Raw genomic sequence first — 15533 nt, 5'->3', positions numbered from 1 at the left:
CCGGTGCGCAGGGCTGGCCCGGTCAGTCCAGGTAGCCCTCGCTGAGAATCCACAGGCGGAACGCGGCCCCGTCGTCGCGGGCCTGCGGGGCGGGCGTCACGGCGCGCGACTCGCTGAAGTACGCTCCAGATACCGGTGCGTCGCTGCTGGCGAGGTGAATGCTGGTCTGCGCGCCCTGCTCGGCCGTGATCGCGAAGCGGTCCACGACGCGGTACGCCCGGCTGACCCACCCGCCGTTGTTGTGCGCGAAGCCGGTGGCGACCATGCCGGGGTGCAGGCTGTTGCTGCGGATGCCGGGTTCGCGCCGCGCGAGTTCCCGCGCGAACAGGATGTTGGCGAGTTTACTCTGCGCGTACGCGGCCCACCCGCCGTACCCGCGCCGGAATTCCGGGTCGTCGAAGCGGATGCGGCCCGTGGTGTGCGCGGCCGACGCGACCGTCACGACACGCGGCGCGGCGCTGGCACGCAGCAGGGGCAGCAGGTCGCGGGTCAGCAGGAAGGGGGAGAGGTGGTTCAGGGCCCAGGTCTGCTCGATGCCCTCGCGGGTCTCGGCGCGGCGGGCATTGAAGGCCCCGGCGTTGTTGACCAGGACGTCCAAGTGGCCGTGGCGGGCGGCGTACTCCTGCGCGGCGCGGCGGGTCTGCGCGAGTTCCGACAGGTCGGCCAGGATGAAGTCCTGCGCGCCGGTCTGCTGCGCGGCGAGGCGGGTGCGTTCCGGGTGGCGGCCGACGATGGTGACGTGAGCGCCGCGCGCCGCGAGTTCGCGGGCGGTGATCAGGCCGATGCCGCCGGTCGCGCCGGTCACCAGGACGCGCTGGTCGTGCAGGGAGGGGGTCGGAGTCGGGGGCGTGCGGTCTGACGTCATGCCGCCCAGCATAGAAGGCGGGGCGTGGCGGGGGCTGAAGCATAAAGGACAATCCCGCCCGGTGGAACGCCGTGCCGGGCGCCGGGTCACGAAAGGGAGGCTGAACCCGTTGTGCGGTTCAGCCTCCTGGCGCTGCGGACTTCACCCGGCCCGCATTCTGGATTGTGTGCGCTGATAGGGTCAGTGTAGCGGGTGCGTTTCACAGCTTTGTCACAGCTTGGTGAAGACGTCCTGATGAAGCCTACGTGAGGGCCGCGCGGCCGTGGCGCCGACTCCGGCGGGTTCAGCGGTCGCCGGAGTCCGGACCGGCCGGGGCGGGCTGGGTGGCGAAGGCCTGCACGCCGGTGTTCAGCAGGGTGTCGAGCGTCTGCCCGAGCTGCGCGGTGGCGGCGGCGCTCAGTCCGGCGTTCACGGCGTGCGCGGCGGCGCCGTGCAGCAGGATGGTGATGCAGGTCAGCAGGTAGGGCGTGCGGGCGCCCTCGCTGGGCAGGTGGGTGTGCAGGCGCTGTTCGAGGTCGGCCAGGACCTGCTGGCGGCGGCGGGTAAAGGCGGGGCCGCTGCCGCTCTGGAGCAGCGTCAGTAGCGACTGTTCCTGCACGAGTTCGTTCAGGAGGGCGGCGAAGGGGCGGGTGCGTTCGCCGCTGTGAATCTCGGCGAGCAGCGGGGCGAGGCGGGTTTCGAGGTCCTGGAGCCGGGCCGTGAGCAGTTCGGCGAGGATGTCGGTGGTGGACGTGAAGTAGCTGTAGATGGTGGGCCTGGAGACGCCGATCACGCGGGCGACGTCGCCCATGGTGACGGCCTCGAAGCCGCGGGTGGTGAACAGGGCCTCGCTGCCGCTGAGAATCTGCTGCCGGCGGTCGGCCGAGGGAAGGCGGCGGGGACTGCGGGCGGAGGAGAGGCTCTGCATCCCTACAGTCTACACCTCTCTGACGCATTGTCATCTGACAGATCGTCCATTGACAGAATGTCACCTTCTGGGGAATACTCCGTGAACTGACAACGTGTCAATTCATGACACGCCGCAATTCCCGTTGCAGAGGTCCCCATGAACACACTGCCTCCAGACGCCCCCACTCCCGACACACCCCCCAGCCCCGCCACACCTCCCAGCCCCGAGACACCCCGCCGCAGGCGCCTGAACACCGACTACCGCGCCCTGAGCGCCGCCGAACGCAGCCTGTGGCGCTACCCGATCATGTGGGCCGCCGCCGCCGCCTTCCTGTTCGTGCCGCTGATCTACGTCGGCGTGTACCTCATGAGCGTCTGGGACCCCGCCGGGAACCTGCCGGACCTGCCCGCCGCCCTCGTCAACCTCGACCAGGGCACCGTCTCACGCGGCGAACCCGTCAACGTGGGCCGCGAACTCCTGACCGAACTGCACAAAGACCCACCCGTGCAGTTCCGCCGCTACCCCACCCAGGCGCAGGCCGAGGCCGCCGTCCGGCGCGGCGAGGTGTACTTCGCCCTGACCATCCCCGCCGACTTCAGCCGCCGCGCCGTCAGCGGCAACAGCAGCGAACACGGCCTGCTCCGGCTCTACCGCGCCCCTGGCCTGAACTACTACGCCAGCACCGTCGCCGACCGCGTCGCCAGCGCCATCGCCGAGGACCTGAACGCCACCCTCGGCGAGAACCGCTGGGAAGTCGTGCAGAACAGCCTCGCGGACGTCCAGCAGGGCTTCCTGGACCTGCACGGCGCCACCGTGAAACTCGCAGACGGCGCGCAGACCCTCCTGGACGGCAGCGGGAAACTCACGGGCGGCGCGACCACCCTCGCCGGTGGCGCGGACACCCTGGCGGGCGGTGCCCGCGACCTCGCGAACGGCGCCCAGGACCTCAGCGGCGGCGTCGGCAGCCTGACGGGCGGCGTGAGCAAACTGAGCAGCAGCCTGAAACAACTCGGGGCGGCTGCCCCCGGCGAGAAACAGCTCGCCCCGCTGCGCAGCGGCAGCGCCAGGCTGGCCAGCAGCGCCGACACCCTGGCCGGCGGCCTGGGCCAGCTCTCCAGCGGCAGCGAACAGCTGGCCGCCGCCGCGAAGAAACTCGGCAGCGGCGCCGCCCAGGTGGACACCGGTACCCGCCAGCTCGCCGCGCAACTCCCGGCCCTGGCCACCGGCCTGGGCGACCTGAACGGCGGCGCCGCCACCCTCGCCAGCGGCGCTGCCCGCCTGAGTGACGGCCTCGGCAAGGCCCAGACGGGCGCGAAACAGGCCTCGGACGGGGCCGCGCAACTCGCCACCGGCCTGGGTAGACTCGACACCGGCCTCGGCGACCTCCAGAGCGGCGCGCAGTCCCTGGAGAGCGGCGCGACCAGCCTCGCCGCTGCCCTGAACGCCACCCCCGCCGTTCAGAACGCCCGCGCCCTCCAGACCGGCGCGGCCAGCCTCGCCACCGGCCTGGAGGGGTCGAAGGCCGCCTCGGCCGCCACCAGCCGGGGCGCCCAGACCCTCGCCACGCAACTGCCCGCCCTGGGCAGTGGCCTGAACGACCTGAGCGGCGGCGCCACGCAGCTGCAGGCCGGCGCCGCGAAACTCGCCGCCGGAACCGCCAGCGCCCGCACCGGCGCACAGAAAGCCGCCGCCGCAGCCGCGCAGCTCGCCACCGGCACCGCCCAGCTCGGCAGCGGCACCCAGGAACTCGCCACCGGTGCCGGCACCCTCGCCACGAACACCCGCCAGGCCGCGACCGGCGCCACGCAACTCGCCGCTGGCGCCCGGACCCTCCAGACCGGCGTGAACACCCTGATCGACGGCAACCTGAAGATCAAGAGCGCCCTCGGGCAGATCACCGCCCAGCTCCCGGACCAGAAGGACCTGGACGCCCTGAGCAGCGGCGGCCGGACCCTCGCCAGCAGCAGCGAGCAGCTCGCGGGCGGCGCCCGCAGCCTCGCCACCGGCGCCGGGACGCTCCGCACCGGCACCGCCGATCTGCAGAGCGGCGCCCGCCAGCTCCGGGACGGCCTCGTCACGCTGCGCGACCGCATCCCCACCGACACCGAACAGCTCGGCGGCGACCCCGACGGCCTCGCCCGCAGCGTCCAGGTCCGCACCGAGGACTTCGCGAACGTCGCCAACAACGGCAGCGCCTTCGCGCCGTACTTCATTGCCCTGGCCCTGTGGGTCGGCGCGACCCTGACCACCTTCATCTTCCCGTTCCTGCTGATTCCCGACAGTGGCCGCCACACCGGACAGGTCGCCCGCGTCCTGCGCAAACTCAGCGTGCCGCTCCTGATCGTCGCCGGACAGGCCGGCATCGTCGTGCTGGGCGTTCACCTGATGGACGTGCCGTTCATGAATCCCGCCCAGGTCCTGCTGACCAGCCTCGCGGGCAGCGTCACCTTCCTGATCGTGATCCTCGCCCTGAACCTGCTGTTCGGCCCGGCCGGGCGCGTCCTGGCGCTGATCCTGCTGATCGTGCAACTCGCCGCGAGCGGCGGCAGCTACCCCGTTGAACTCTCCAGCCCCGCCTTCCAGGCCATCCACAACCTGATTCCCGTCACGGAACTCATCAACGCCCTTCGGCACGCCATGTTCGGCGCCTTCGAGGGCCAGTACTGGGACTTCATGGGCCGCATGGGTCTGGTCGCCCTGATCGGGTTCATCGTCGCGCTGCTCAGCCGCCGCCGCTGGGTCTATACCCCGGACGACCGCTTCCGCTCACCCATCATCACCGACGTCGGGTAACCCTGTTCCTGTCCGCCGCCGCCCCAGCCGGGAGCGGCGGCGTTCACGTCTCGCGCGTCCTCTGGCCCGTCACCCGTTCCCCCCGCCGCGCCCGAACCGGTACACTACAGACCCCCCCCTGGACCGCCCTCGACCCGGCCCGGTGACGCTGCCCCGCACCGGTCCTGACAAGGAGTCCCATGCCCAGACCCGCCCCCACCCGCCGGTCCCGTTCCCTCGCCGCTACCCTGCTGCGCGGCGCGTCTGCCCTGCTCCTCGGGACGCTGGCTCTTGCCGGCGGCGCCCACGCGCAGGCCGGTCCCACCAGCGTGCAGCTGATCCTGGACGCCTCGGGCAGCATGTTCACGCGCCTGCCCGGCGGGCAGACCCGCATCGCTGCCGCGCAGGACGTCCTGAGCGACCTGATCGCCGCCCTGCCCGACCGCCCGGACCTGAACGTGGGCCTGCGCCTGTACGGCGCCCGCACGAACGCCGGGGACGCCGGCGCCTGCCAGGACAGCGCCCTGACCATCCCCATGACCGGCGTGGACCGCGCCGCGCTGCTGAACACCGTCCGGACCACCCGCCCACGCGGCGCGACGCCCATCGTGTACTCGCTGACGCAGGCCGCCCGCGACTTCCCCACCACCCCCGGCCGCAAACTCGTGGTGCTCGTCACGGACGGCCTGGAATCCTGCGGCGGGAACCTCCAGGACGCCCTGAAAGCCTTCCGGGAACGCGGCATCGAGGTGGACCTGCGCGTGATCGGCATCGACCTGAACGACCGCGCCGCGCAGGCCTTCGCGGGCGTGGGCACCTTCGTGAACACCCGCAGCGCCCCCGAACTGGCCGCCGCGCTCGGTCAGGCCACCGCGCAGGTCGCGCCGCCCGCCACGCAGACCCTGCCCGTCACCGTCACCCTCACCAGCGGCGGGAATCCCGTTCCCAGCGGCCCGACCGTCACCTTCACCGCAACGGGCGGCCGGGCCACCAGCCTCAGCCCCGCCAGCGGCGCGTACGCGGCCAGCGTCCCACCCGGCGCGTACACCGCCACCGTCAGGACTGCCACCGACACCCGCACCTTCGCGGGCCTGACCGTCAGCGCCGGCAGCCCCAACCGCTTCACGTTCGACCTGACCCCCACCGGCCGCGTCACCCTGACCGTTACGCCCGCCGCTCCCACCGCCGGGGGCCGCGCCACGGTCACGTTCAGCGGCGCGCCCGCCGCCACCGGCCGCCCCTGGATCACCCTCGCCCGCCCCGGCGACCCCGACGCCGCCTACCTCGACTGGGAGTACGTGACCGGCGCGGGCGGCACCGTCACCCTGACCGTCCCCGACGACACCACCCCCCACGAGGCCCGCTACCATCAGGCGAACTCCGACGGCAGCACCCGCGTCATCGGCCGCAGCGCCCCCTTCACGCCGCAACGCACGGCCGCCAGCGTCACCGCGCCCGCCACGGCTGCCGCCGGCAGTGCCATCCGGGTCGGCTGGACCGGCCCGAACAACCCCGGCGATTACGTCACCATCGTCCCCGCCAGCGCCGACCCCGGCGCGTACACCCGCTACTTCTACACTACCGGCATCAACCCCGGCACCCTGACCACCCCCACCGCCCCCGGCGCGTACGAGGTCCGCCTGAACAACGAAACCTCCGGCCGCGTCCTGGCCCGCGCGCCCATCACCCTGACCGCCAGCGCCTACGCCGTCACCGCCCCACCCACCGCCACCGCCGGCAGCCGCATCCAGGTCGGCTGGACCGGCCCGAACAACCCCGGCGACTACGTCACCATCGTCCCCAGGGGCGCCCCGGTCGGCGCGTACCTCGCGTACTTCTACACCAAAGACGCCAACCCCGGCACCCTGACCACGCCCCCCACCCCCGGCGAGTACGAGATCCGCTACTCCACCGAGGCCACCAGCCCCAACCCCACCCTCACCAGCACCCCCATCCGCCTGACCGCCGCCGCGTACGGCCTCAGCGCCCCCCGCCAGGGCAAGGCCGGCACCACCATCCAGGTGAACTGGACCGGCCCGAACAACCCCGGCGACTACGTCACCATCGTCCCCAGGGGCGCCCCGGTCGGCGCGTACCTCGACTACTTCTACACCAAAGACAGCAATCCCGGCCGCCTCACCCTGCCCGCCCAGCCCGGCGAGTACGAGATCCGCTACTCCACCGAGGCCGCCAGCCCCAACCCCACCCTGCACAGCATCCCGTTCACCGTCACGAAGTAGACGGGACGGTCACGCCGGGCGGCCACGCGACAGGGCCGCCCGGTACGACATCCACGGACACGACCAGCGGGGGAGGGGTCATCGTACAGACTGCCGTTTATTTTGCGGACAATCCGGAACTTCACCGGATTGACGGCGCCACGTCCGGCAGCCCGCTTCGGCTCCTCTGCTGCGCAGCTCTACGAGTCGCATCCGGTCAGACCCAGCGGTCTTTGCAGCCCATTCAACCGGAGTTCGTCTCATTGACTGACGTGAGATCGGAACTGGGCGCACATCACACCAAACTCCTGTTGAAGCGCAGGTGACAGTTCAGCGGTCGTGAAATACCACTTCCGCGCACTGTCGCTGATGGGAAGGTCCGCAAGGCTCGACACTTCCGCCTCTACCCCGAAACACTTCAATTCCTCGCGACTCGGAGCCCAGAAATATGGAAGTGGCAGCCCTGGAAGGCGGCGCGCGCCATCCGTCGCGGCCCGCTGGGCGAACACGGACTCGACCGCCCTGCCCGAAAAAACCACGAAATTAGGATTTAACCCGAACTCCTGGGCAAAGGCAGCGCGGTCGCTCGCCGCATCTGATCTGCATCCGGGCAGACCCGTACAGGGCGCGACGTACGTAGACTGCTCACCGCCATGAAACAGCAGAATCGTCGGCTGTCCCCACTGCGCGCCCGGTACCCCGGCCACATAATTTGCGCACGAGCTGACGCAGTACCCTCTGATCGTCAGGTTGATGCGGTGGGATTTCATCCAACGGGCAATCTGCTGCGCTTCTTCTGAACGCCCACCGAAACTCTGGAAGATCAGTTTCGACCCATCGGGCACCTCCTTCCTGAGACGTTCCGCAGTGCCGAAATTGATCGGCCCGACGAACGAGTAGGCCCCCAGTCGGGCATCGTATGTGATCTCCGGCTGCTGAGTCAGGAGTTTGACGTACGTGCATGACGACAGCGCGAGCAGCACGCTGCCCACCACGAGCGCGCGCAGGCCGAGAACGCCGGAGGGTACTCTTCGGCCCGACAGTGGCTTGAACATGCCGTGAATTGTAATTGCCGGACAGCCCCACCAGGAATGAACCTGGGCGATTCGGCCGTGACATGGAGCCGATGTCCCTGACGCGCCCCCCCACAACGGGAGGGCGGTTGCTCCGCTGGAGCGTCGACCCGCAAGCAGGCGCGGCGACAACCCCCGTAGCCGGTTCTCCTTCTGCCCAGAGCACCCGGTACTCCAGTCCATCCGGCCGAATTCCGGCAGATTTACCCTGCGTCGGTCAGGGCCTCACCGCTCTGACCGGCGGGTGTTGTCCAGCGACTCCCGGTACGACTCCACCGACTCGCCGGGGCAGGACAATGGATGCAGCTGCACCAGCTGCCGCCACGACTCGACCCGCTGGTCGTCCAGCAGCACCTGCGGCTTGGGCAGGAACGCCATGAACACGCCATCCAGCCCCACCTCGCGCGCACTGTCCCGCGCGTAGGCGGCTCCACCGGAACTCCAGCAGTACAGCTCCGCGCCCTGCGCCGCCAGCTCCCGCACATGCGCGATCGCGCCGGGGATCGGCACCCGTGACCGCCCCACGTTCCGCACCAGCGTCTCGTCCACATCCACGTACACGATCAGCGGGGGAGGGGTCATCAGATCACTTCGCGGAATGCCACGCTCTGGCTGCGGTTCTGCAACTCGCTGCGCAGGTATTGCAGGCGGGGGTGTTCCAGCCTGGGGTCGTGCGCGAGGATGTGTTTGGCGAGTTCGCGGGCCTGTTCGATGATCTGCGTGTCGTTGGCGAGGTCGGCGAGGCGTAGGTCCGGGATGCCGCTCTGGCGGGTGCCCCGGATCTCGCCGGGGCCGCGCAGTTTCAGGTCAGCTTCCGCGATGACGAAGCCGTCTGTAGAGCCTTCAATGATCTTCAGGCGCTGGCGGGTTTTCTTGCTGTGTTCCCCGGCGATCAGGACGCAGTAGGACTTGGCGCTACCTCGTCCGACGCGGCCGCGCAGCTGGTGCAGCTGGGCGAGGCCGAAGCGTTCGGCGTTCTCGATGACCATCACGCTGGCGTTGGGGACGTCCACGCCGACCTCGATGACGGTGGTGGAGACGAGCAGGTCGAATTCGTGCGCGCGGAAGCGGTCCATCACATGGTCCTTCTCGGCGGCGCTCATCTTGCCGTGCAGGACCTCGGTGCGCGCCTCGGGGAGGATGGTTTTCAGGTCGTCGGCGAGTTGCGTGGCGGCCAGGAGTTCCAGCGTGTCGCTTTCCTCAATCAGCGCGGTGACGACGAACGCCTGTCTTCCTTCGCGGATCTGGCGCATGACGAAGCCGTACGCCTGCTGCCGGGCGGTGTCCTGCACGAGTTTCGTCTCGATGGGGGTGCGGCCGGGGGGCAGTTCGTCGATCACCGAGAGTTCCAGGTCGCCGTAGGCGGTCAGCGCCAGCGAGCGGGGGATGGGCGTGGCGCTCATGACGAGCACGTCGGGGCGGCCCGCGAGGAGTTTTCGGCGCTGCTGCACGCCGAAGCGGTGTTCCTCGTCCACGACGGCCAGCCCGAGGTTGTCGAAGCGCACGTTCTCCTGAATGAGGGCCTGGGTGCCGACCACGACGTCCACGTCTCCCTCGGCAATGCGGGTCTGCATCTCCAGTTTCACCTTCGGGGTCATCGCGCCGATCAGCAGGCCCACGCGCACGTCCAGTTTGCCCAGGTACCCCACGAGGTTCGCGTAGTGCTGCCGGGCGAGAATCTCGGTGGGGGCCATCAGCGCGCCCTGGTAGCCGTCGCGCACCGCGAGGTACAGCGCGCAGGCGGCCACGGCCGTTTTCCCACTGCCCACGTCGCCCTGCACGAGGCGGGCCATCTGGCGGTCGCTGCGCATGTCGTCCGTGATTTCCAGCAGCACGCGCCGCTGGGCGTTCGTGAAGCGGAAGGGAAGGGCGCCCTCGAAGGTGTGGATGTCCTCGCTTTTCGCGCCGAAGCGTTTGCCTTCCAGCACGGCGTCCTCACCCTGAAGCAGCATGCGGAGTTCCAGGAACAGGTACTCGTCGAAGCGCAGGCGGTGGTTCGCGCGGGCCAGTTGCGCCTCGTCGGCCGGGTAGTGCATGCCCCACAGGGCGTCACCCAGGTCGGTCAGGGCGTACTTCTGCCGCCAGTGCGCGGGCAGGTAATCGTCCAGCGGCGCGGCCAGCAATGCGCGGTGCGCGGCGCGGCGCAGGAATTCCTGCGAGACGCCGTCCTTGCTGTCGTACACGCCCACGATCCGCCCGGTACTGAGGCTGTCCTGCGCGCCGTCCACCGTTTCCAGGTGCTCGACACCCAGTTGCACGCTGCGCCCGAAGCGTTTCACGCGGCCCGTCAGGACCAGCCGCGCGCCCTCACGCAGCTGCTTTTCCACCCACGGCTGGTTGAACCACGTGGCCTTCACGCGCCCGCCCGACGGGGTTTCCAGCGTCACGTCCAGAATCTGCATGCCGGGTTTCGGGCTGCGGCGCGACTTGGCGACCACCCTGCCCTCCACCGTGACCTTCTGGCCGTCCTCGACTTCCGACAGGTCCGGCAGGGCGCGGCGGTCCTCGTGGCGGTGCGGGTAGGCGTGTAGCACGTCCCGGACGGTGTGCAGGCCCAGGGATTGCAGTTTGCGCGCCCCGCCGGGACCGGTGTCCAGCCGGGCGATCTCGGCGTCCAGCGGCAGGCGCTCGCCGGGCGCGGCGGTCGGGGGGGCCGCGCGGGTCGCGGCGCGCGGCGCGGCCGCTTTCGGGGCGTCCGGGTCGGCCAGCAGCGCCAGCGCCCCCCGCAGGGCCGCCTCCCGCTCCGGGCCGTCCAGCTCCGCGTACCCGCGCAGCGCCTCGCGCACCTTCGGGAAGGGATTCCCCAGCGGCGAGGCCAGCAACCGCTCCACGCCGCCCGCCACCACGCGGTTCTGACAGCCGCCCGCCAGTTCGGCGTTCAGGGGCCGCCGCAATTTCTCCCGCAGTTCCGCCACAGTCGCCATGCGCGCTCAGGCTAGCAGAGGGCGCGCGGCGGTGTCCGTGAGGGGGGCGTTATTCCATGGGCACGGGCCGGTCCGGGCGGCTGACCGGCGTGGGGCGCAGCAGCAGGCTCAGCGCGAACGCGGCGGCGACCAGCCCCAGCGCCAGCAGGTACGCGCGGCGCAGTCCCTCGGCCAGCGGGTAGCCGCCGCTCTCGATGGCGGCCGATCCGATCAGCAGGGCCATCAGGGCCACCCCCAGCGCGCCGCCCATCTGCCGGGCGAACAGGACGCCGCTGGTGACGGCCCCGAGGTCCTCGCGGGCGCTGCTTTCCTGCGCGGCCAGCAGCAGGCTCAGCATCGCCAGCCCCATGCCGGTCCCGACCGCGAAACCCAGGACGCTCGTGACCCACAGCGGCGCGTGCACGGCGAAGGTCAGCGCGGCGAACATGACGACCAGTACCGCGAAGCCCGCCTGCGCGATGCGGGGCAGCGGCACGGTCCGGACCAGCCGCGCGGTCAGGATGGCGGTCAGGGTCCAGCCGACCAGCATGGGGGTCAGGATCGCCCCGGCCGAGGTCGCGCCGCCCCCGCTGACGCCCTGCGCGTACAGCGGCAGGTACGCGATCACGCCGAAGTACGCCGCGCCGCCCAGCAGGTTCCCGGCGAACGCCACGCGCGGCAGCCGCTGGCGCAGGGCGCGCATGGGCAGCAGCGGTTCCGGGTGCCGCCGCTCGACCAGCACGGCGGCCAGCAGGGTCAGCAGGCCGCCGGCCACCATGAGCCACTGCCGCTGCTCTAGGCCCCAGACGAGCAGGCCGCTGCCGGCCGTGAACAGCAGCGCGCCGGGCCAGTCGAGTCGCGCGGGCCGGGGTCGCCCCGTCTCCGGCAGGAAGCGCAGGGCCAGCAGCAGGGCCGCCACGCCGAAGGGGAGGCTGGCGTAGAAGGTCCAGCGCCACGACAGGCTCTCGGTCAGCCAGCCGCCCAGCAGTGGCCCCAGCAGCCCGGAGATGCCCCATACGCCCGAGATGAACGACTGCACCCGCGTGCGTTCGGCCAGGGTGTACAGTTCGCCGATCATGGTCAGCGTGAGGGGCAGCAGGGCGCCCGCGCCGAGTCCCTGCACGGCCCGCGCCAGGATCAGGGCGGTCATGGAGGTGCTCAGGCCGCACAGCGCCGACCCGATCAGGAAGATCACCACGCCCCACAGGTACAGGCGGCGCCGCCCGACAATATCGCTCGCGCGGCCCCACAGCGGGCTGGACACCGTGCTGGTCAGCAGGTACACCGCGAACGGCAGGGCGTACAGGCTCTCGCCGCCCAGGTCCGCGATGACGCTGGGCATGGCGGTGGCGACCACGCTGGCCTCCAGCGCCGCCAGGAACACGCCCACGACCAGTCCCACCGTGGCGAGCTGCCGGACCTGCGGCGAGATGGCGGGGGCAGCGGCGGGGGTGGGGGGAGCGCTCACCCGCGCAGGGTACTCCCGGCGCGGTCATGAAGACTGCGGGACTGGATTCATGGACTCTGAATCGTTACAGTCAGGGCATGACCACCATTACCAACCCACTTCACCAGCGGCCCCTGGGCCGCAGCGGCCTGAGCGTCACCGAGATCGGCTACGGCGCCTGGGGCATCGGCGCGGACATGTGGAAAGGCGCGCAGGACGACGAGAGCCTCACCGCCCTGCGCCGCTACGTCGCCCTTGGGGGCAACTTCATAGATACGGCCATGGGTTACGGCAACGGGCACAGCGAACGCCTCGTCGGGCAGGTCGCCCGCGAACACCCAGGCACCCTCGTCGCCACCAAGATCAGCCCCCTGAACATGCAGTGGCCCGCCGCGCCCGCCACCACCGCCGATCAGGCCTACCCCGGCGAGTACCTGATCCGCATGACCGACGAGAGCCTCGCCCGCCTGGGCCTGGACACCATCGACGTGCAGCAACTCCATGTCTGGAACGACTCCTGGCTGGGCCAGGGCGACTGGCAGGACGCCGTGACCCAGCTCAAGCGCGACGGCAAGGTCCGCGCCTTCGGCATCAGCATCAACGACCACCAGCCGCACAACGCCGTGGCCGCCGTCGAGGCCGGAGCGGTGGACAGCGTGCAGGTCATCTACAACGTGTTCGACCAGTCCCCCCAGGACCGCCTGCTCGACGCCTGCCACGCCCACGGCGTCGGCGTGATCGTCCGAGTCGCCCTCGACGAGGGCAGCCTGACCGGCACCCTCACCGCAGACACCACCTTCCCCGAAGGCGACTGGCGCAACGGGTACTTCGGCGGCAACCGCCTGACCGAACTGCAACCCCGCCTGCGCGCCATCGAACAGGACCTCGGCATCCGCACCGACGGGCTGGCCGAGACCAGCCTGCGCTTCGTCCTGAGCCACCCGGCCGTGTCCACCGTGATCGTCGGTATGCGCTCGGTGCGCAACGTGGAACGCAACGCCGCCATTGCCGACGGTCAGGGCCTCCCGGCCGAACAGGTGCAGAAACTCCACGCGCACCGCTGGGACCGCAACTGGTACCTCCCCGCCGAGTAACGACCCGCCCCGGGGGGTTCCGGACGCGCGGTACGCTGCGAGCATGAAACGACTCGGTGACGTGATCGTCCTGGAACTCCCCGCCACCCTGATGGGTACGCCCAGCGTCATCCACCCGGTCGCGCTGGTCGGCCCGGACCACATCCTGACCCTGGTGGACACCGGGCTGCCCGGCATGCTGGACGCCATCATCAGCGAACTGCACGCCGCCGACTTCACGCTCGGGCAGGTGCGGCGAGTGATCGTCACGCACCACGACCTCGACCACATAGGTAGTCTGGACGCCGTCGTGCACGCCACCGGCGCGGAAGTCTGGGCGCTGGAACCCGAGGTGCCGTACGTCACGGGCGAACGCCGCGCCCAGAAACTCCCCAGCCCCGAACAGGCACAGGCGATGCTGGCCGACCCGCACCTGAACCCCGCCACGCGCGCCCTGCTGACCCGCGAACCCACCCGCGTACCCGTCAGCCGCGCCCTGCGCGACGGCGACCTGCTGCCCGGTCAGGTCCGCGTGATCGCCACGCCCGGCCACACCCCCGGCCACCTGAGCCTGCTCGTTCCCGGCGGGAACATCCTGATCAGCGGCGACGCGCTGACCTCACAGGACGGTGCGCTGCACGGCCCCATGCCCCGCGCGACGCCCGACCTGCCCAGCGCGCACGCCTCCGTCCGGCGGCTCGCGCAGGAAGACATGCAGACCATCGTCACGTACCACGGCGGCGTGGTCAGCGACGACGCCGGAGGGCAACTGCGCGCCCTGGCCGCCAACCTGGACAGCTGACCCCAGCCCTTACCCCGTCCCGGTGGGCCGCCGCTGCATCAGCGCCGTGCGTTTGCACCGCGCGACCACCTCGCCCCGCTGGTTGATGGCGCGGTGCTCCACGATCACGATGCCCGCGTCGGGTCGGCTGCGGCTCTCGCGGACCTCCAGCACCTCGGACTCGGCGCGGATGGTGTCGCCGTGGAACACGGGTTTCGGGAAGGTCACGTCCGTCAGGCCCAGATTCGCGACCAGCGTGCCCAGCGTCAGCTCGTGCACGCTGAGGCCCACCAGCAGGCTCAGGGTGAGCAGGCTGTTCACGAGTGGTCGCCCAAACTCGGTTCCGGCCGCGTACTCGTGATCCAGGTGCAGCGGCTGCGGGTTCATGGTCATGGTCGTGAAAAACACATTGTCTGCCTCGGTCACGGTGCGCGTCACGCGGTGCCGGATGAGGGTGCCGGGCGTCAGTTCCTCCAGGTAACGCCCCTGCGGGCGGTTCAGGTCTTCATTCATGGGGTGCCTCCGGCGATGAGTGGGTCGTGGTGTTTGCGCTGCCTGATCATCAACCGACCTCCTGCGCGAGGATGGCGCGCGCGGCGGCCAGCATGGGTTCGTCCACCATCTGGCCTTCGAAGCTGAAGGCTCCGTGGCCCTGCGCGGCGGCGTCGTGCGCGGCGGCGAGCAGGGCGTGGGCGCGGGTCTTCTCGGCATCGGTCGCGCCGAAGAGGTCGTGGGCCAGTGCAACCTGCGCCGGGTGGATGCAGAGCTTACCGGCGTACCCGAGGGCGCGGCCCAGTCCCGCGTCCTCGCGGAAGCGGTCCGGATCGTTCAGGGCAGTCACGACGATGTCCAGCGCGGGCACGCCGGTCAGGCGCGCGGCCAGCGCCACCTGCGAGCGGGCGTACAGCACCTCCAGGCCGCCGGGCGTGCGCCGCCCACCCAGGTCGGTGGTGTAGTCCTCGGCGCCGAAGTACGCCCAGCGCACGGCGTCCTCCCGCAGGATCTCGTGGGCGTTCCACACGCCGGCCCCTGTTTCCAGGCCCGCCAGGATCGGCAGGTTCAGGCCGTGCGTGGCGAGCGCATTCACGACGAGGCGCACGTCGGCGGCGCTCTCCAGTTTCGGGATGACCACCCCGGCCAGCTCCGGGGTCAGGACGTTCAGGTCGTCGGCGAAGTACGGCGAGTGCGGGGCGTTCACGCGCAGGAACACCGGCAGGTGCGGCGCGGCCACGATCAGGTCCCGCGTGGCGTCCCGCGCGACCGGGCGGGCGGCGGCCTTCGCTTCCGGGGTGCCGGGCACGGCGTCTTCCAGGTCGATCACCACGGCGTCCGGCTGCGCGCGCGGCAGTTTGGCGATCAGGTCGGCGCGGTTGCCCGGCGCGAACAGCAGGCTGCGCGGGCGGGACAGTCGGGTGCCGCTCACGCGGGCCACCCGGCGCGGGCAGACAAACGAACGTTCGTTGACATGCCCCGAGGATAGCGGCTCCGGCGGGTTCCGGGATCTGCCCCCG

Annotated in this window: 12 protein-coding genes; 4 read left to right on the top strand and 8 right to left on the bottom strand. The window is 70.9% G+C overall.

The window, feature by feature from the left end; all coding sequences use genetic code 11:
- Positions 1 to 22: 22 nt before the first annotated feature.
- Together BXU09_RS14265 and BXU09_RS14260 are read right to left on the bottom strand one after the other, a co-directional pair.
- Positions 23 to 865 (bottom strand): SDR family oxidoreductase, encoded by an 843-nt coding sequence (locus BXU09_RS14265; protein ID WP_078305052.1) that lies wholly within the window; start codon positions 863 to 865, stop codon positions 23 to 25.
- 283 nt (positions 866 to 1148) lie between these two features.
- Positions 1149 to 1772, bottom strand: coding sequence for a TetR/AcrR family transcriptional regulator (locus BXU09_RS14260; RefSeq protein WP_078304445.1), 624 nt, complete (start codon positions 1770 to 1772; stop codon positions 1149 to 1151).
- Positions 1773 to 1910: 138 nt separating this feature from the next.
- On the opposite strand from BXU09_RS14260, the gene BXU09_RS14255 reads away from it, so the two are divergent.
- Both BXU09_RS14255 and BXU09_RS14250 read left to right on the top strand, forming a co-directional pair.
- Positions 1911 to 4547, top strand: coding sequence for a YhgE/Pip domain-containing protein (locus tag BXU09_RS14255; protein ID WP_078304444.1), 2637 nt, complete (start codon positions 1911 to 1913; stop codon positions 4545 to 4547).
- Positions 4548 to 4726: 179 nt separating this feature from the next.
- Positions 4727 to 6766 carry a VWA domain-containing protein gene (locus tag BXU09_RS14250; protein WP_078304442.1) on the top strand — a complete coding sequence of 680 codons (2040 nt, stop codon included), beginning with the start codon at positions 4727 to 4729 and terminating at the stop codon, positions 6764 to 6766.
- A gap of 239 nt (positions 6767 to 7005) precedes the next feature.
- Here BXU09_RS14250 and BXU09_RS14245 read toward each other — a convergent pair whose 3' ends face one another.
- From BXU09_RS14245 to BXU09_RS14230, 4 genes are all read right to left on the bottom strand, one after another.
- Complete coding sequence (locus tag BXU09_RS14245) at positions 7006 to 7800, bottom strand: hypothetical protein (protein WP_055363428.1); 795 nt, start codon at positions 7798 to 7800, stop codon at positions 7006 to 7008.
- 243 nt (positions 7801 to 8043) lie between these two features.
- Positions 8044 to 8400 (bottom strand): DUF705 domain-containing protein, encoded by a 357-nt coding sequence (locus BXU09_RS14240; RefSeq protein WP_078304438.1) that lies wholly within the window; start codon positions 8398 to 8400, stop codon positions 8044 to 8046.
- Positions 8400 to 10742 carry an ATP-dependent DNA helicase RecG gene (gene recG / locus BXU09_RS14235; protein ID WP_078304436.1) on the bottom strand — a complete coding sequence of 781 codons (2343 nt, stop codon included), beginning with the start codon at positions 10740 to 10742 and terminating at the stop codon, positions 8400 to 8402. Before recG ends, BXU09_RS14240 begins: the two co-directional genes overlap by 1 nt.
- 49 nt (positions 10743 to 10791) lie before the next feature.
- On the bottom strand, positions 10792 to 12189 hold the full coding sequence (locus BXU09_RS14230) for an MDR family MFS transporter (RefSeq protein ID WP_078304434.1): 1398 nt from the start codon (positions 12187 to 12189) through the stop codon (positions 10792 to 10794).
- Between the two features lie 77 nt (positions 12190 to 12266).
- On the opposite strand from BXU09_RS14230, the gene BXU09_RS14225 reads away from it, so the two are divergent.
- Together BXU09_RS14225 and BXU09_RS14220 are read left to right on the top strand one after the other, a co-directional pair.
- Positions 12267 to 13262, top strand: coding sequence for an aldo/keto reductase (locus BXU09_RS14225; protein ID WP_078304432.1), 996 nt, complete (start codon positions 12267 to 12269; stop codon positions 13260 to 13262).
- A 43-nt stretch (positions 13263 to 13305) separates the two neighbouring features.
- Positions 13306 to 14043: an MBL fold metallo-hydrolase gene (locus tag BXU09_RS14220; RefSeq protein WP_078304430.1), complete on the top strand. Its 738-nt coding sequence runs from the start codon at positions 13306 to 13308 to the stop codon at positions 14041 to 14043.
- A 9-nt stretch (positions 14044 to 14052) separates the two neighbouring features.
- Here BXU09_RS14220 and BXU09_RS14215 read toward each other — a convergent pair whose 3' ends face one another.
- Complete coding sequence (locus BXU09_RS14215) at positions 14053 to 14535, bottom strand: MaoC family dehydratase (protein ID WP_055363310.1); 483 nt, start codon at positions 14533 to 14535, stop codon at positions 14053 to 14055.
- Between the two features lie 49 nt (positions 14536 to 14584).
- Positions 14585 to 15445, bottom strand: a complete 861-nt coding sequence (locus tag BXU09_RS14210) for a CoA ester lyase (protein WP_240501271.1) — start codon at positions 15443 to 15445, stop codon at positions 14585 to 14587.
- Positions 15446 to 15533: the final 88 nt, after the last annotated feature.

It is taken from the genome of Deinococcus sp. LM3, from assembly GCF_002017875.1.
Classification (GTDB): domain Bacteria; phylum Deinococcota; class Deinococci; order Deinococcales; family Deinococcaceae; genus Deinococcus.
Note: the sequence above shows the minus strand (reverse complement) of the source record. Positions and strands in the feature narration are given on the sequence as shown.